At 66.1% G+C, this 17,672-nt stretch carries 13 protein-coding genes, 1 tRNA gene and 1 pseudogene; 14 read left to right on the top strand and 1 reads right to left on the bottom strand.

All coding sequences use genetic code 11. The features are described 5' to 3' along the window. Nucleotides 1-1,158, bottom strand: coding sequence for a MoxR family ATPase (locus KY499_RS06720; RefSeq protein ID WP_219886592.1), 1,158 nt, complete (start codon nt 1,156-1,158; stop codon nt 1-3). Between the two features lie 162 nt (nt 1,159-1,320). Between KY499_RS06720 and KY499_RS06715 the strand changes: the two genes are divergently transcribed. From KY499_RS06715 to KY499_RS06655, 14 genes and pseudogenes are all read left to right on the top strand, one after another. After that, nucleotides 1,321-2,208 carry a TatD family hydrolase gene (locus KY499_RS06715; RefSeq protein ID WP_123254362.1) on the top strand — a complete coding sequence of 296 codons (888 nt, stop codon included), beginning with the start codon at nt 1,321-1,323 and terminating at the stop codon, nt 2,206-2,208. Nucleotides 2,209-2,524: 316 nt separating this feature from the next. Continuing rightward, nucleotides 2,525-3,670, top strand: a complete 1,146-nt coding sequence (locus KY499_RS06710; RefSeq protein ID WP_219886591.1) for a resuscitation-promoting factor — start codon at nt 2,525-2,527, stop codon at nt 3,668-3,670. A gap of 164 nt (nt 3,671-3,834) precedes the next feature. Further along, the gene (rsmA, locus tag KY499_RS06705) at nt 3,835-4,722 is read left to right on the top strand and encodes a 16S rRNA (adenine(1518)-N(6)/adenine(1519)-N(6))-dimethyltransferase RsmA (protein ID WP_219886590.1); all 888 of its coding nucleotides are present in this window, start codon (nt 3,835-3,837) and stop codon (nt 4,720-4,722) included. A 93-nt stretch (nt 4,723-4,815) separates the two neighbouring features. Then, complete coding sequence (locus KY499_RS06700) at nt 4,816-5,778, top strand: 4-(cytidine 5'-diphospho)-2-C-methyl-D-erythritol kinase (protein ID WP_123255252.1); 963 nt, start codon at nt 4,816-4,818, stop codon at nt 5,776-5,778. A gap of 38 nt (nt 5,779-5,816) precedes the next feature. After that, nucleotides 5,817-7,646: an ABC-F family ATP-binding cassette domain-containing protein gene (locus KY499_RS06695; protein ID WP_123255253.1), complete on the top strand. Its 1,830-nt coding sequence runs from the start codon at nt 5,817-5,819 to the stop codon at nt 7,644-7,646. A 96-nt stretch (nt 7,647-7,742) separates the two neighbouring features. Continuing rightward, a tRNA-Gln gene (locus KY499_RS06690) sits at nt 7,743-7,814 on the top strand. A 96-nt stretch (nt 7,815-7,910) separates the two neighbouring features. Then, nucleotides 7,911-9,407: a bifunctional UDP-N-acetylglucosamine diphosphorylase/glucosamine-1-phosphate N-acetyltransferase GlmU gene (glmU, locus tag KY499_RS06685; protein ID WP_123255254.1), complete on the top strand. Its 1,497-nt coding sequence runs from the start codon at nt 7,911-7,913 to the stop codon at nt 9,405-9,407. A gap of 5 nt (nt 9,408-9,412) precedes the next feature. Next, nucleotides 9,413-10,393, top strand: coding sequence for a ribose-phosphate diphosphokinase (locus KY499_RS06680; RefSeq protein WP_123255255.1), 981 nt, complete (start codon nt 9,413-9,415; stop codon nt 10,391-10,393). A gap of 291 nt (nt 10,394-10,684) precedes the next feature. Continuing rightward, a complete protein-coding gene (locus KY499_RS06675) occupies nt 10,685-11,266 on the top strand; it encodes a 50S ribosomal protein L25/general stress protein Ctc (protein ID WP_123255256.1) in 582 nt (193 codons plus the stop codon). 140 nt (nt 11,267-11,406) lie between these two features. Continuing rightward, nucleotides 11,407-11,994: an aminoacyl-tRNA hydrolase gene (pth, locus tag KY499_RS06670; RefSeq protein ID WP_219886589.1), complete on the top strand. Its 588-nt coding sequence runs from the start codon at nt 11,407-11,409 to the stop codon at nt 11,992-11,994. A gap of 129 nt (nt 11,995-12,123) precedes the next feature. Next, nucleotides 12,124-12,564 (top strand): annotated as a pseudogene (locus tag KY499_RS18740) (AAA family ATPase); the annotation flags it as partial. Between the two features lie 194 nt (nt 12,565-12,758). Further along, nucleotides 12,759-14,870 carry a helix-turn-helix transcriptional regulator gene (locus KY499_RS06665; protein WP_258190995.1) on the top strand — a complete coding sequence of 704 codons (2,112 nt, stop codon included), beginning with the start codon at nt 12,759-12,761 and terminating at the stop codon, nt 14,868-14,870. Next, the gene (locus KY499_RS06660; RefSeq protein WP_219886588.1) at nt 14,857-16,050 is read left to right on the top strand and encodes an AAA family ATPase; all 1,194 of its coding nucleotides are present in this window, start codon (nt 14,857-14,859) and stop codon (nt 16,048-16,050) included. Before KY499_RS06665 ends, KY499_RS06660 begins: the two co-directional genes overlap by 14 nt. Next, complete coding sequence (locus KY499_RS06655; RefSeq protein ID WP_219886587.1) at nt 16,025-17,551, top strand: helix-turn-helix transcriptional regulator; 1,527 nt, start codon at nt 16,025-16,027, stop codon at nt 17,549-17,551. The genes KY499_RS06660 and KY499_RS06655 overlap by 26 nt, the downstream gene beginning before the upstream one ends. Nucleotides 17,552-17,672: the final 121 nt, after the last annotated feature.

The following is a 17,672-nucleotide window of genomic DNA, read 5'->3' as shown; positions in this document are numbered from 1 at the left end:
TCAGATACCTAGGCGGGGGCCCGGCAGTTTCGGCACGGGAGCAAGGCCTGCGGCGTTCTCCCGCCCAGCACGCCAGCCGCTCGAACCGGCCGTGCTCGCCTGGTCGACCGGAATGGAGACCAGGATTGATCGGATAATGCTTTCGGCCGTCTCGCCGCTGCTGACGGCCTTGCGTTCGAGGATGATCCGGTGCGCCAGCACAGCTTCGGCGACGCTGATGATGTCGTCGGGCACGACGAAGTCCCGGCCCGCCAACGCAGCCGTGGCCTTGGCGGCGCGCAGCAGCTGCAGCATGGACCGCGGACTGGCGCCGAGCCGGAGCACCGGACTTTCGCGGGTGGCGCGCCCCAGGGTTACTGTGTATTCCTTGACCGAGCGTGCCACGTAGACCTGCTGCACGGTCGCAATCATGGCTGCCACGTCCGCCGCCGTCACAACGGCGGTCACCTTCGTCAGCGGCGATATCGCCTGGTGCGTTTCGAGCATCTGCAGCTCCGACTCCCGGTCCGGATAGCCCATCGAGATGCGCGCCATAAACCGGTCCCGCTGCGCTTCCGGAAGCGGATACGTCCCTTCCATCTCGATGGGATTCTGCGTCGCGACCACCATAAATGGCTCGTCCAATTGGTAGGAACAGCCATCAACGGTGACCTGATGCTCCTCCATGCACTCCAGCAGGGCCGACTGCGTCTTGGCTGAGGCGCGGTTGATTTCATCCCCGATCACGATGTTGGCGAACACCGCCCCGGGACGGAACTCAAACGTCCGGGACGCCTGGTTGTAAATCGAGACACCCGTGACATCGGAGGGCAGCAGATCCGGCGTGAACTGGATCCTGCTCACGGAACCGTGGATGCTGCGTGCCAGGGTTTTTGCGAGCAGCGTTTTGCCGACGCCGGGGACATCTTCGACGAGCAGATGGCCCTGTGCCAGAAGCACGGTGAGCGCCATCCGGGCTGCGTCTGCCTTGCCGTCGATCACGGTATTGATGGACGCGAGGATCCGGGTGCTGGCCGCGTGGAACGCGGCGCTGTCCATGGCGGGCGGCACATGCGGCGCAGGCCTGCGTCCCGTCCTGTCCGACGCGTCGTCGGGGACCGGCCGCAGGCCCTGGCCTTCGGTGAGGACTTCGTCTAGAGAAGTGCGCTGGTAGTCCATCGGCAGCCTTTCAGCCCTGGCGGATCCCGGGAGCGACCGGCAACGGCTACCGGCGCCTTCATCAGGTGTTCGCCTGCGTTCCTACCAGAGTACTAAGACCAGGGCCGGACCCGACAGTGCACAGGCAGCAAATCTCAGTTTCGACCCAGTTAGGCTTGACGGATGGTCAATTCCCTTACCCCCGCGCCGTTCCGTGCGCCCGGCAGCAACGGAACCGGGCGCCACGGGTATCCCCCCGCTCCGGAGCCGCTCCCCGTGCCCGTGATGGACAACCACACCCATCTTGATTTCCCCGACGCCGATGTGGCCGTCAAAATCAAGGACGCCCTTGACGCTGCGGAAGCCGTCGGGGTCAAGGGTGCCGTGCAGGTCGGGTGCGACCTTGAGTCGTCCCGCTTTGCCGTGCAGGCCGTCGATCTGGACCCGCGGCTCCTGGGCGCCGTCGCGCTGCACCCGAATGACGCTCCCCGCTACGCCCTGCGCGGCGAGCTCGAGGATGCACTGTCCGAGATTGAGGTGCTGGCCTCGCACCCGCGGATCCGGGCCATCGGCGAGACTGGACTCGATTTTTTCCGGACCGAGGGGGAGGGCCTGGTCCACCAGCGGTATTCGTTCCGGCGCCATATCGACATTGCCAAGCGGCTCGGCCTGACTCTGCAGATCCACGACCGGGACGCCCACGATGATGTGGTGCAGGTACTGAGGGAGGAAGGGCCGCCCGAACGCGTTGTGTTTCACTGCTTCTCCGGTGATGCGGAGCTCGCGCGGACGTGTAACGCCGAGGGCTGGTACATGTCCTTCGCCGGGACCTTGACGTTCAAGAATGCCTCAAATTTGCGGGCAGCCCTGGCCATCGCGGATCCGGAGCGGATCCTGGTCGAGACGGATGCGCCGTTCCTCACACCGCACCCGTTCCGGGGTCGTCCGAACGCAAGCTATATGGTCCCCTACACGGTACGGGCCATGGCCGAGTTGACAGGCTCCGAGCTCTCCGGGCTGTGCGCGCAGATCGCCGGCAATACCGAGCGGGCGTACGGTACGTGGGCCTGACGGCAGTGGCCTGAGGCACCCAACAGCATACTGGGTATGCACAATATCTTGGTTGCTTTATAACGCTACGGTTACAGTGGTCAACTAGTAGCCGGGGTCGGGGAAGGCCTTCGGAGAGTTTCACTTCAGCAGGGCGTGCATCGAGGCAGTTAAATCAGATGCGCGCTCTTGTTGTGGTGCGGCTTGTCGCAGACATGGCAGTGCATGCAGCGGCCGCTAACGGCCGGACCCGCTTCCAAGCGGCGCCCCGGGGTGTTGACGGCCGCCGTGTCCGCTTTTCCCCGTGCCCGGATGGTCCAAGAGAAACGGACAATCTGTGGTCAAGTTCTTCACATCGGATGGCAAGATCAGCTCCGTCAAGATCGGCTCACAGCTGGTGGTCCTCGTGGCCCTCGTGCTGGGCCTGGTTGCCTTCGTCGGCAACAACAAGACGGTCACCCTCAACGTCGACGGAAAGGTCAGCTCCGTCCAGTCCTTCGGCGGTACCGTCGGCCAGGTCATCAAGGGTGCCAAAGTTGAACTGCAGCCCTCCGACCGGGTTTCCCCCTCGGTGGATTCCCATGTGCGGAACGGCTCCGTTATCAACGTCAACCTGGCCAAAGCCGTCAAAGTCAGCCTGGACGGTGCCGAACGGACCATCAATACGACGTCGCCAACCGTTGAAGGCCTCGTCACCGAACTCGGCGTCGCCAGCGCCTCCGAGGTCTCCGTGCCGAAGGAAGCCCAGCTCGCCGTAACAGGTTCGTTCGTGGCCATTTCCACTCCGAAGACCGTGAGCGTCGTTGCAGACGGCAACGCCACCACGACCACCACCACCGCTGCCACCGTCTCCGAGGTCCTCGACGATTCAGGCCTGTCGCTGGGTGCCAGTGACCGCTCCTCCCAGCCCGGAAACGCCCCCGTTGTGAACGACATGGTCATCAAGGTCTCCCGGGTGGACGCCAGCCAGACCGCCGACACCACCGAGCCTGTCGCGTACGAAACGCTGACCACCGAAAGCGCCGAACTGTTCAAGGGCGAGAAGACCGTGACCCAGGCCGGCGTGGCCGGCACCACCGTCAAGAGCTTCAAGCTGGTGCTCGTGGACGGACGGGAAGCGTCCCGCACCCTCGTCTCCGAAACCGTCAGCGCACAGCCGGTCACCCAGAAAGTCACCGTCGGCACCAAGGAAAAGCCCAAGCCCGCCGCCAACACTGGCGCCGGGGCCCCGGCAATGATGAACGTTGCCATGTGGGACAAGATCGCCCAGTGCGAGTCCACCGGCAACTGGTCCATTAACAGCGGCAATGGCTACTATGGCGGACTGCAGTTCGACGTCCGGACATGGCTCGGATCCGGCGGCGGCGCCTACGCACCGAACGCCAGCCTGGCCACCAAGGCCCAGCAGATCGACATCGCCAACCGGGTCTACGCCCAGCGCGGACTCCAGCCCTGGGGCTGCGGCTGGGCAGCTTCCCGCTAGCGGAGCACCCGCCAACAAAGCGCGGCCAAGGGCCGGGTCCGGACCTCCGGGCCCGGCCCTTTCCCTGTCCGGCGGGCGACCGGTCCGCTCGGCGTACGGTCTGCGGTAGCGTCCGTCGCGGACGCAGCCGCTGACAGGTCAGACGCACGGGATAGGATACCTAGGTGAATGAACCGACCCCGGCCGCGCCCGGAAATGCGCCCGCACCGCTCCTGGGCGCCTCGGATATCCGACGGCTGGCCGAGGAAATCGGCGTCCGGCCGACGAAAACCCTGGGCCAGAACTTCGTTATTGACGGCAATACCATCCGGCGAATCGTCGCCGCTGCGGACATCCACCCGGATGAGACAGTCCTCGAAGTCGGCCCGGGCCTCGGATCCCTGACCCTGGGACTGCTGGACGCCGCGCGATCCGTCGTCGCCATCGAAATCGACCCGGTCCTCGCGGCGAAGCTCCCCGCGACGGTCAACCACTGGCGCCCCGGAAAAGCAGCGGACTTCCACCTCGTCCTTGCTGACGCCATGAAGGTCACCGAGCTTCCGGTGGAGCCGACCGCCCTCGTGGCGAACCTGCCCTACAACGTCGCCGTCCCGGTCGTCCTGCACCTGCTCCAGCATTTCCCCAGCCTTCGCCACGGACTGGTGATGGTCCAGGACGAGGTTGCCGACCGGCTCGCGGCCGGACCCGGCTCCAAGACCTACGGTGTGCCCTCGGTCAAGGCCGCCTGGTACTCGGGGATGCGCAAGGCCGGCGTCATCGGCATGAACGTCTTCTGGCCGGCACCGAAGATCCACTCCGGACTCGTCGCGTTTACCCGCCGCGAACCCCCCGTCACCACCGCCACCCGGGAGCAGGTCTTCGCCGTCATCGACGCCGCCTTCGCGCAGCGCCGCAAAACCCTGCGCGCGGCGCTGGCCGGCTGGGCCGGCAACGCGGCCGAGGCTGAACGCTGCCTGCGTGCCGCCGGCGTGGACCCCACCGCCCGCGGCGAGGTGATTGACATCGCGGCCTTTGCCCGGATCGCCGAAGCCCGCAACGCCGCGGACGCCTGATTCCTCCCGGCTCCCGGGTCCTGCAGGGCCCTGGCCCCGTGCCGCCTCCGCGCCGTGCTTGGAGCCGGGCCCGCCATGGAATAGCGTGGAGCCATGAACGCAGTGAGAGAGCGCTTTGCCGCCAGGACTGTCCGGGTCAAAGCTCCCGGCAAGGTCAACGTCTCACTCGATGTAGGGCCCCTGCGGCCGGACGGATACCATTCCGTCGCCAGCGTCTACCTCGCCGTCTCACTCTATGAAGAAGTTGCCGCCACCAGTACCGGCACCGGGGCGATTACCGTGAGCATCAGCCCGGCGAGCACTCTGGACCTGGAGGGCAGCGACATCCCCCTCGATGAACGCAACCTCGCGTACAAGGCCGCCGCCATCATGGCCGACGTCTCCGAGCATTCCACCGGCGTCCACCTGGAAATCACCAAACGGGTGCCCGTAGCCGGCGGCATGGGCGGCGGATCGGCGGACGCCGCCGCCACCCTGCTCGCCTGCGACGCGCTGTGGAACAGCGGGCTCTCCCGCGACGAACTGGCGCACCTGGCGGCCGAACTCGGCGCCGACGTGCCGTTTTCGCTCCTTGGCGGGACCGCCGTCGGGCTCGGGATCGGCGATGAACTCTCGCCCGCCCTCGTCAAGGCGCAGACGGACTGGGTCCTCGTCACCGCCGGCTTCGGGCTGCCCACCCCCGAGGTTTACCGGACTCTGGACCGGTTGCGTGCAGCCGAAAGGCTGCCGGTCCAGGAGCCCACCGCCGTCGACCCTGGCGTACTGACGGCGCTGCGCAACGGGGACGCTGACGCACTCAGCAGGGTCCTGGTCAACGACCTGCAGCGGGCCTCGATCGAACTCGCCCCCGGCCTTCGGGACACCCTGGGACTGGGCGAATCGTGCGGCGCAATTGCCGGCATCGTCTCCGGCTCCGGACCGACGGTCGCGTTCCTGGCCCACGGGCCGGCCGCGGCGGCCGGCCTCGCCGAGGAGCTCCGCCACCACGGCCTGGACGCACTGGCAGTCCATGGCCCGGTGCACGGCGCCCGCATCATCTCCGATACGCTCCTTTAATAGTTCTTAACCGTAGATACCGAAGAAAGCAGTTCCCAGTGGCACACCTGCTCGGCGGCGAGAACCTCACGGTCTCGTTCGCAACCCGAACCGTCCTCGACGGCATTACCATCGGTCTGGAAGAGGGCGACCGGATCGGCATGGTGGGCCGTAACGGCGACGGCAAATCCACCCTGATGCGTCTGCTCGCCATGCGTGCCAGCCCCGACTCCGGGCGGGTGACCAAGCGCAGTGAAGTCAACACCGGCTACCTGGACCAGAGTGACGTGCTGGACGGCGACCTCACCGTCGGTGAGGCGATTGTCGGTGACAAAGCCGATTATGAATGGGCCGCGAATCCGCAGATCCGCGAAGTCATGGGCGGCCTCGTCTCAGACGTCGACTGGCACGCCAACGTCCACGCCCTCTCCGGCGGACAGAAACGGCGCGTCGCACTCGCGAAGCTGCTCATCGAAGACCACGACGTCATCATGCTTGATGAGCCCACGAACCACCTCGACGTCGAGGGTGTCGCCTGGCTGTCCCGGCACCTGAAGACCCGCTGGCGCGCCAACCAGGGCGCGTTTCTCGTCGTCACCCACGACCGCTGGTTCCTCGACGAGGTCTGCAACCGGACCTGGGAAATCCACGACGGCATCGTGGACCCGTTCGACGGCGGCTACGCGTCCTACGTCCTCGCCCGCGCAGAACGTGACCGTTCGGCGTCCGTGGTGGAAAGCAAACGCCAGCAGCTCGTGAAAAAGGAGCTCGCCTGGCTGCGCCGCGGTGCCCCGGCCCGGACCGCCAAGCCCAAATTCCGGATTGAAGCCGCCAACGCGCTCATCGCCGACGTGCCCGAACCCCGCGACTCGATGGCGCTCAGCAAGATGGCCACGGCCCGGCTCGGCAAAGACGTGCTGGACCTGGAAAACGTCTCCCTGGACTTCCTCGGCGGGGACGCCGGACAAAAGCTCTTCGACAACATCACCCTGCGTCTCGCGCCGGGGGAGCGGCTGGGACTCGTCGGCGTGAACGGTGCCGGCAAGACCACGCTGCTGAAACTGCTCAACGGCGAAATCGAGCCGAGTTCCGGCAAGGTCAAACGCGGTAAAACCGTCGTCACGGCTGTGCTCACCCAGGAGGTAAAGGAGCTCGATGACGTCGCGGACCTGCGCGTCATTGAAGTGATCGAGCGCGAAAAAAGATCCTTCAACGTGGGCGGGAAGGAATTCACCGCCGGCCAGCTCGTCGAGCAGCTCGGGTTCACCAACCAGAAGCAGTGGACCCAGGTCAAAGACCTCTCCGGCGGGGAACGCCGCCGCCTCCAGCTCCTCCGGCTGCTTGTCGGCGAGCCGAACGTCCTGATGCTCGATGAGCCGACCAACGACCTCGACACCGACACCCTCGCCGCCGTCGAAGACGTCCTGGACGGCTGGCCCGGCACCCTCGTTGTGGTCAGCCACGACCGCTACCTGCTCGAGCGCGTGACGGATCACCAGATGGCGCTGCTGGGCGACGGCAAGATCCGCGGGTTGCCCGGCGGCGTTGACCAGTACCTCGAATTGCGCGAGTCGGCTCTGGCCGGTTCCACCATCACCGGGGGCGGCAACCCCGTCACCGGCGCCAGCGGCAGTTCCACCCCCGCCGCGGAGGGACCCTCGGAAGCCCAAAAGCGCGACGCCCGCAAAGCCAAAAACCGGATCGACCGCCAGCTGGGCAAGCTTAAACAGCAGGAGGACAAAATTCACGCCCAGATGACCGCCGGCGCCGGGGACGCCGGCAAGTTTGACGAGCTCGCCGGCCTCAACAAGAAGCTGCTGGACCTGGCCGGCGAACGGGAAACTCTCGAAGTCGAATGGCTTGACGCCCTTGAGGTGCTGGGAGAATAGGTACAGTTCTGCGCTGCCCGGGCAGCTGAGTCGCACGAGCATCAACCTTCGTGGCAGAATTGATTCTCGTGCCGCAGGCTTAGCGCCGGGGCACGGTCCGCTCTGGTGTAATGGCAGCACCCCGGCCTTTGGAGCCGTGGAGTATAGGTTCGAGTCCTATGGGCGGAACAGTCGTAGCGTCACGTGGCGGCAGGCGTTGGCAGCGGCCTTTGCAGGCCGCCGCCGACGCCACTGACCACGCCACTGAGCAAGGAGAGCCCGTACGTGAGCCCCGAGAATTCCGGCCCGGCCGCCGTGATCGTCCTGGCAGCAGGAGCAGGAACCCGGATGAAATCCCGGACCCCCAAAATCCTGCACGAGATTGGCGGGCGTTCCCTCGTCGGCCACGCGCTCGCAGCAGCGCGCAGCCTTGACCCCCAGGCGCTGGCGCTCGTCGTCCGGCACGAACGGGACCTGGTCGCCGCTCACATCACCGGCCTGGACCCAACGGCCCTGATCGTCGACCAGGATGAGGTGCCGGGTACCGGCCGCGCCGTCGAAGCAGCCCTTGAGGTCCTCGACGCCCGGGACCCCCGGGGGTCCCTCAACGGAACCGTCGTCGTCACCTATGGCGATGTCCCGCTGCTCACCGGGCGGTTGCTGGCCGAACTGGTTGCCGCGCATGAGGCCGACGGCAACGCCGTCACCGTTCTGACCGCGGTCCTGGACGACGCCACCGGCTACGGGCGGATCCTCCGGGCCGCGGACGGCACCGTCACCGGCATCAGGGAACACAAAGATGCCACAGACGCCGAACGTGGCATCCGTGAGATCAACTCGGGTATCTACGCCTTCGACGCCGCCGTGCTGCGTGCAGCGCTGGTACACGTCACGACCGACAACGCGCAGGGCGAAAAGTACCTCACCGACGTACTGGGCCTGGCCCGCACGGCGGGCGGACGGGTCTCCGCCGTCACTACCGACGACCGCTGGCAGGTGGAAGGCGCGAACGACCGGGTCCAGCTCTCCGCGCTTGGCACGGAACACAACCGGCGCACCGTCGAGGCGTGGATGCGCGCCGGCGTCACCGTGGTGGATCCCGCCAGCACGTGGATTGACTCAACGGTCACGCTCGACGAAGATGTCCGGCTGCTCCCCAACACCCAGCTGCACGGCAGCACCACCGTGGCGCGGGACGCCGTCGTCGGACCGGACACCACGCTGACCGATGTCCGGATCGGAGAGGGTGCCAACGTGACCCGCACCCACGGCACCGGGGCCACGATCGGCGCCGGGGCAAGCGTCGGGCCGTTCACCTACCTCCGGCCCGGCACCGTACTCGGCGCGACCGGCAAGATCGGCGCGTTCTATGAGACCAAGAACGTCACGATCGGCCGCGGCTCCAAGCTCTCGCACCTCGGCTACGCCGGCGACGCCGAGATCGGCGAAGACACCAACATCGGCTGCGGCAACATCACCGCCAACTACGACGGCGAAAAGAAACACCGGACGGTCATCGGCTCCGGCGTGCGCACCGGCTCCAACACGGTGTTCGTGGCCCCGGTCCAGGTCGGCGACGGGGCCTACAGCGGCGCCGGCGCCGTGATCCGCAAAGATGTTCCACCCGGCGCCCTCGTGCTGTCCCAGGCCCCGCAGCAGACCGTCGCCGGCTGGGTCAGCGCGCACCGGCCCGGCAGCGCCTCCGCGTCGCTGGCCGCCACCGCGGACGCCCGCGCCGCCACACCATCCTCCAAAACCCCGGCACCGACAGAAGAGGGCTAGCAATCATGAGCGAAATTACGGCACGCGGCGAGAAGAAGCTGGTGCTTGCAGCCGGACGCGCGCATCCGGAACTGGCCAAAGAGATCGCCAAGGAGCTGGGAACCGAACTGCTGCCCCTGGATGCCTACGACTTCGCCAACGGCGAGATCTACGTCCGGGCCGGAGAGAGCGTCCGCGGAACCGATGCCTTTGTTATCCAGGCGCACCCGGCACCACTGAACAACTGGCTGATGGAACAGCTCATCATGATCGATTCGCTCAAACGGGCCTCCGCCAAGCGCATCACCGTGGTGTCCCCGTTCTACCCGTACGCCCGGCAGGACAAAAAAGGCCGGGGCCGCGAGCCGATTTCGGCCCGGCTGGTCGCGGACCTCTACAAGACCGCGGGTGCCGACCGCATCATGAGCGTGGATCTGCACACCTCGCAGATCCAGGGCTTCTTCGACGGGCCCGTGGACCACCTGATGGCCATCCCGCTCCTCGCCGACTACATCCGCACCCGCGTCGGTTCCGACCAGATCACGGTCGTCTCCCCGGACACCGGCCGGGTCCGCGTCGCCGAGCAGTGGGCCGAACGCCTCGGCGGTGCACCGCTGGCATTTGTGCACAAGAGCCGGGACCTCACCATGCCGAACCAGGCCGTCTCCAAGACCGTCGTCGGGCAGGTAGAAGGCCGCACGTGCGTGCTGATCGATGACATGATCGACACCGGCGGAACCATCTCCGGTGCGGTCCAGGTGCTCAAGAACGCCGGCGCCAAGGACGTTATTATCGCCGCAACCCACGCCGTCTTCTCTGACCCGGCAGCACGGCGGCTCTCGGAGTCCGGCGCCCGCGAGGTCGTGGTCACCGACACCCTGCCGATCACCGCGGACAAGCGGTTCCCGCAGCTCACCGTGCTCTCCATCGCACCGCTCATCGCCCGTGCCATCCGCGAAGTGTTCGACGACGGCTCCGTCACCAGCCTGTTCGACGGACAGGCCTGAGTCATCTCCCGGGCGCGGAACCGGCGGCCTGCCGCCGGATCCGCGCGTGCGGGAGGCCGCGTTGCCGCGTTTTTAGTGAAACACGGCGGCCGCTGGTAGCCTTGTAGCGAAACCTTGGCGAGGGAGAGCAACTGGTATTCCGTATTCACGGGAAACCGCGATGCTGGTCTCCGTTATCGACTGGGTCTGAATCTCCCTTCGGAAGGGCGGCCTCACGGCCGCCTGGCGTTGAAGGTCGTCACCAGACCTCCGCCCTTGCTGAACACCCTTCCAATCCATCAGGAGATAGACATGTCTGAGCAGAAGCTCGCAGCAGAGGTACGCACCGAATTCGGCAAGGGCTATGCCCGCCGCGCCCGCATGGCCAACCTCATCCCGGCTGTTATCTACGGCCACGGTGCAGAGCCGATCCACATCACCCTGCCGGCCAAGTCCACTACCCTCGCCGTTCGCGTCGCCAACGCACTGCTGTCCCTGGACATCAATGGCGAAGAGCACCTCGCCATGGTCAAGGACATCCAGCGCGACCCGATCAAGCAGATCATCGAGCACCTCGACCTTCTGACCGTCCGCAAGGGCGAGAAGGTCACGGTCGACGTCTCCGTCCACGTCACCGGCGAACTGGCTCCCGGCAACGTGTACAACCAGGAAATGAACGTTGTGTCCCTCGAAGCAGAGGCGACCCACGTGCCGACCTCCGTTGAGGTCAGCATCGAGGGCCGCTCCGCCGGCGAGCACATCCACGCTTCCGACCTGGACCTGCCGAAGGGCACCGTCCTGCTCTCCGACGCCGAAGCCCTCGTCGTCAACATCTCCGAGGCCCTTGCCGAGGCCGCTGAGGAAGTGGCCACCGAAGAGGCCGCAGCCGAGTAATTCCGGCCAATTGAATGCGCGGCCGGGTCCCCTGCGGGACCCGGCCGCCGTCGTATGCGCTGCGCGCGGGTCACCACCTGCCGACGGCACCGTGCCCTCCCGTGCCGCCCCGGCTGCGCCCGCCTCCAAAGGATTGATCCATGACTGACACCTGGCTGATCGTCGGCCTCGGCAACCCCGGCCCTGAATACAGCCGCAACCGGCACAACGTCGGACAAATGGTCCTGGATGAGCTTGCCGCCCGGGTCGGCGGAGGATTCAAGGCCCACAAATCGCGGGCCCAGGTCCTTGAGGGCCGGCTCGGCATCGGCGGGCCCCGGATCGTGCTCGCCAAACCGCTCTGTTACATGAACGTCTCCGGCGGCCCGGTCGCCGCGCTGGCCCGGTTCTACGACGTCGATCCCGGGCATCTCATCGCCGTCCACGATGAGATTGATATTCCGTTCAACACCGTGAAACTTAAGGTCGGCGGCGGCGAAGGCGGCCACAACGGACTGCGGGATATGTCCAAGGCGCTGGCCACCAAGGATTATTTGCGGGTCCGGGTTGGCGTCGGGAGGCCGCCCGGGCGGATGGACACTGCCGACTTCGTCCTGCGGGACTTTTCGACCGCTGAAAAGAAGGAAGTGCCGTTCCTGCTTGACGCCGCCGCCGACGCCGTTGAAGCCCTGGTCCGGGAAGGACTGTCGGCCGCCCAGCAGAAATTCCATGCCATAAAGGCCCCATAGTCCTAAACCTTTTCAAGTTTCCGGCATTCCGGCTATGATCTGTTTACTCTTTTGTTGGGGGATAGGGCTACGCTACTTCCAAGTAGACGGCCGGGGGAGCCGTCCACAGAGAAGTACGAAGGAAACTACATGTCGAGGGAATCGCTGCGCTGGGGGAATGTTTCCACTACATTGGAACCTGTTGAAGAAGAGCGTGTTGAAGGTATTGTCAACATGCACAGGTGGTCCGGTGTGGCGCGCAACGCTGACGCCGAAAAGGTCCGGGTCGAACTCCTGACGGACGGCCGGATGGGTATTGTCATCACGGGTGAGCGCGGCGTGGGCAAGACACTTGTCGGGCGCACCGCCTTGGCGGGATTTGGTCCGGACGTACACACGATCCAGCTTCGCAGCTCAGGTCCGGGCACCGGTACCCCCTACGGATGCCTGGCCTTTACCCTGGCGCGCCTGCCGCAAAGCGCATTGGGATCGCCCACGGCCATCCTGCACGGCATCACCTCACTGATCCGCGACGACGCCGCCGGACGCGAATGCGTCATCCTGCTGGACAACGCCGGCGACTTGGACGAACTCAGTACGGGGGTCCTGCTGAACCTGGTCCAGACCCGGACCGCCCGGCTGATTTTGACCGCGCAGCGCACCACAGACCTGCCCGCCGATTTTTACTGGCTGATCACCTCGGAACAGCTGGCCGAATTCAAGCTCGCGAACATGACTGAACTGGAAACCCTCGATGTCCTGCAGGCAGGGCCCTGGGTCATCGGGTGTCCACGGCCCTCGCAAGCCAAATGCACGAACTCGTCGGCGGCAGCCCGACCCTCTTGCAGGCCGTCGTGTCGGAACAAATTGAACGCGGCAACCTGGTGTTGTCCGGTTCGGTCTGGACCCTCGTCGACGAGATGGTGCTGGACGGCCGCACCGCGCTGGAAGACATCGTGCGGGCCCGGTACGCCCGTGAATCACCCGTTGCGCGGGAGGTCATTGATGTGCTCTCCTGTGCCCGCAGCCTGCCCCTGTCACGGCTCGCCAAAATGTTTAGTCCCGGTATCATCGCTGACATGGAGGACGCGGGCCAGATCGTCGTGGACCGGCGCGACAGACATCATGTCACCCTCGGCGACCGCTACCTTGGTGACATCGTCCGAAACGGGCTGAGCGTGGAGCGGCGACTGGAACTGCGGGAGAAGGTGCCCGGACACCAGGAACACGAGCTTGATGAGCTGACCGTGGAGGACCTGCTGGCCTACGCCGCATGGACCCATGACTGCCAGGCCGCACTCGCGCCCGCCCACGCGCTGGCGGCGGCCAAGGCTGCCGTACGGCTCTTCGACCCGAAATTCGCGCTCAAATGCGCCAGCAGCCTCACTCCCAAGGACCGGGAATGGGCCGGGGGACAACTGCAAAAATCAGCGGCCTACCTGCAGCTGGGACTGCCGCGGCAGGCCCGGGCTGTGTTGAACGAGGTTACGGCGCCGCAGTTGACAGCCCTCGGGATCGAGGAGTTCGCGGACTTTGTCGCGGCCAAAGTTGAATGCATGTCGTGGCTCCAGGATGCCCCGAAGACCGTCCTGGAGTTCATCGGCCAGGCGCGGGAACGGCTCGAGCAGTCCGCTGCCCCTGAGGGATCCGCCGCCCATGAAGAATGTGCGCGGGCCGCGCTGGTCCTGGAGTTTTGCGAATTCAACTACTTGTCCTTCATCGGCGATTTCCAGCCCATGATGGACCGGCTCGCCGCGGCCGCCACCGCCGATGTTCCGGGCACCGATCCCGCGTTCCGGATCAGAACCTCGATCATCTTGATGGAGGCCCTGTGTATGACAGGAAAAGAGATCGAAGCCCGCACACTGATGCGGGATATCGGCGGCCAGCTGGGGGACTGGTCCAGTATTCCGCGGATCCGTGAGAACTTCGCATGGCGGGCCTTCAACGTGCTGCTGCTGTCCGGCCTGTGGCGGCAAAGCATCGACATGCTCCGCGACGCCAGTGGCCGGACCGGCCATGGCCTGCACTCGGGAAGTGCCGCTACGGACCTTGCCGTCGGGCTGGCTTATGTCTATGCCGGTCGCGGCTACCTGGCCCTCGATCCGCTGCTCGCCTCGATTGCCCAACTCGAAGTCCGGTCCACATTGCAGTCGCTCCAACAGGCCTACGCGGCCACCGCTTTCGCCTACGCCCAGACCGGTAACTCCATCCAGGCCGCGATCTATCTGGACCGTGCCCGGTCGGCCGACGGGCCGGCCCGCTTTATGACCAGCACCACTACGGAATTCTGCATGGACATGGCCTCGCGGTGGCTGGGTGACCCCGAAGCCAAAGATCGGCTGCTTCACTCGGCCGACATTCACTTCCGCGAGGGGCGCTATACCCTGGCCGGTATCTGCCTGCTCGGCGCCACGGTGAACGGCACCGCAAAGGATTTCCAGTTCCTCGAGGACCTCGCAGGCTTGCGGCAGGGGCCGCTGGCTGAGTTGTCCCGGACGATCGCCGTCGGCAGCCGGAAGAAAGACGCCTCAATCATGCTCACCGCCGCGGAACAAGCCGCTGCCCTCGAACTTGATGCCGTGCAGGCCAGATGCGCTGCACTGGCCTTCGATTTCGCTAAAACGGCGGGCCTGACCTCGAGCGCCAACATTGCCTACAGCATGCTGGAGGCCCTGTCCGAGTCACTGCCGGCACTCCCGATCATGCCGCGGAACAGGGGTCCGTTACTGACCGAGCGGGAACGGCAAATCGCCGCCCTTGCCGGAAACGGCGTATCAAACAAAGACATCGCCCTGGAGGTGGGCATCTCCGTCCGGACGGTTGAAGGCCACCTCTATCAAGTGTTCACGAAACTCGGAGTATCGTCGCGGAGTGATCTGCTTGGCCTCATCTAACGCTGGCGACAGCAGCTCCGGCTGCGTGACCGGCCGCAAGGACGAAGTGTCGTCCGCGGCCACGGCGCTCCAGGGCGGCAGCCACGTAGGTGTCTTCGTGCTCGGGGATTCGGGCATCGGCAAGTCCACCCTCATCGAGGCCATCGTTTCCAGTCTGGGGCCGGAAATATCGCCGATACGAATCCACGGGAGTCCGGCCCTCGCCAAGGTCCCTTACGGGGTGCTCGGCCCGTTCATCGTCGGCCTGCCCGTGCAGGAAGCTACATCGCAACTGGCTGTCCTGAGGACCCTGTGGGCGCGTCTCGAAGAAGAAAAGCGCGCTGCCCAGAAGCCGCTTCTGCTCATCGTTGACGACGCCCATGACCTCGATGAACCCACGGCCGGAATCCTGGCCGAGCTCGCCGCGGCGGGCTGGGCGAAGCTCCTCGTCGGAGCTGCCGCCCGTCCCGGCCTGCCGGAACCGCTCCTGCAACTCTGGTTTGAAGGAATCGCCGAACGCTACGACCTGCGTCCACTCACCCTGCCGCAGGCGACGGAGATGTTGGAGGGCAGGCTGGGGTCCCAGGTCCTGCCCAATGTCGCCGAAGTCCTTTGGGAAGCCTCAGGCGGCAATCCCCTGCTCCTGATCGGGTTGATTGACGACGCCCGGAGCGAGGGAACCCTGCTCCAGCGCAATGGCGTCTGGCTGTTGACGAGACATCTGAACAGCCACGGGCAGAGGCTGTCGGATGTGGTGCGGCGTCAAATGCTTCGGCGCACGCCCGCGGAGCGCCAGGCACTGAATCTGATCGCTCTCGCCGAACCGGTCGCCCGGGAACTGATCGATGCCGTGGTCGGTGAAAATGTCGTGGCCGCTCTGATTGAACTCGAACTGGTCCGTGCCACGGACCCGGACCGCCCGGAGGTCCGTCTGTGGCACGGCATTTACGGCGACGCCCTGCGGACCCTGATTTCACCCGCACGAAGCCTCCAGCTCCGCCAGAGCCTCCTGCCGCTGATGGACAGCGAGCCGACGTCGGACGAAGGGCTCCTGCGGCACGTGAGCTGGTCCCTGGATTGCGGGGTGGCCGTGGAGGACCGGCAGCTCCTCCGCGCCGCAGGCGTCGGCAGCCGGCTCCGCGAAGACGACGTGGCGCGCCGGGGCCGCGGCTCTGGTGCAGGATCCCGAGCTGCAGATTGAGGCCAGGGCCGTCATCGCCCGGACGTACTACAACAACTCCGACTATCTGGCGGCCCGGGATATCCTGGAAGCCGATTTTGGCCGCGGCAACAAGGTCTCCGACCTCTTGGCGGGGTCCCTGCTGTGGGCGGCGGTGCTGTGGGCCCTCGGACACACGCCGGCAGAGATTATGAACCGTGCCGACAGACTGCTGCAGGCCGGCGAACGGCTGGCCCGGGCCAGCCCCGAAGACGCCGCCGGCATTCTCGCCTCCACGCGGGAACGGTGGGACACCATGCAGAGCCTGGTTTTGGCCCTGGCAGGCGAATTTTCGGACCACAACTCTGCCGCGGACGGACCAACGGACCCGGAAAGCAGCCCGGCCAACGGTACGCGGACGGCATTCCTGCTCTGCCTGGAGGCAGAACGCCTTCTGACCCAAGGGAAGCCGCTCAGCGCGCACGCCGTCCTGTCCAAAGCCCTGACGGCCGTCGCCCCCGACGACGACGAATCCGACTTCGTCGTCGACTTCGTGCTGGTCCGTTCCGCCGCGGCGGCGATCCATGCGGGGGACTGGCGATGGGCCGAAAACCTCGTGGCAGAATCGGCAGTCCGGTCCGGTCCCGGCATGATCTCGTTCGGAGCAGGAGTCCACGCGGACCGTGGCATCATCCTGTTGTACCAGGGCAGAGCGGCGGAATCGCTCAATGCCCTCAGCGCGGCGCTGGAAGCGTTCCGGCTGGCTGACCCCCAGCACCTCTTTAGCGTCACGGCTGCGATGGCCTTCGCCGCCGCGGCGGAGGTGGGAGCCCGAGACAAAGCAGCGCAGTTCCTGGCTGATTACGAATCCGCGACCACAAACCTTTCGCATTACGCACGCGCGCTGTCCGCGATGGCCGTCATCTACGGCAAGGCCCGGCTCGGCAGTTATCCCGGCGCGGCGGCCGAGCTGAGCGCCCTGGGCAGGCCTGACCCCACGGTCAATACGGCCGGACTGGAACTCGATGCGCTGGCGTTCTGCCTGGCCCTCGGCGACCACGGCGCGGCGGCGCGACTGCTGGAGCTGGCGCCCGGTCTGGAAGGCCGGCGGGCCGCCGCAATAAGTGCCTATGCCGGAGCCATCATGACGGACCAGGCAGCGGACCACCTGGAGGCAGCGAAGTCCTGCGAAGACGCTGAGCTCTGGGGATTCGCGGCTCTTGCCTACGATGCCGCTTCGCACTGCTACCGGGTCGTCGGGGATACCCTGCGCGAACGCGTGGCGAGTACTCACCGTAAGCGGTGCCTGGCGCGGGCCGACAAGCCCGCTGGGCAGGAGGCAGCAGAACCCGACGAGACGTTAAGCATCCTGACCCGCCGCGAACGGGACATCGTGGGGCTTGCTGTGCAGGGCCTCAGCGACCGTCAGATCGCCACGGATCTCCATGTGTCCGTCCGGACGGTGGAAGGGCACTTGTACCGCAGCTATGCCAAGCTCGGGGTCAAGGGACGCGATGAGTTGCCGGAGATCGCTGAGGGCTAAGAGCGTGGCGGCTGGCCATTCCAGGGCGGTGCCGGGCCGACTACGGGCCGGGCCACCCGGAATGGAAGACCGACTACTTGGTTTGGCATCGCCGGGTCCGCACCACTAACTGAGTACACCC

Source organism: Arthrobacter sp. PAMC25284 (genome assembly GCF_019443425.1).
Lineage (GTDB): Bacteria > Actinomycetota > Actinomycetes > Actinomycetales > Micrococcaceae > Arthrobacter > Arthrobacter oryzae_A.
This window is presented reverse-complemented; position numbering and strand designations above follow the sequence as displayed.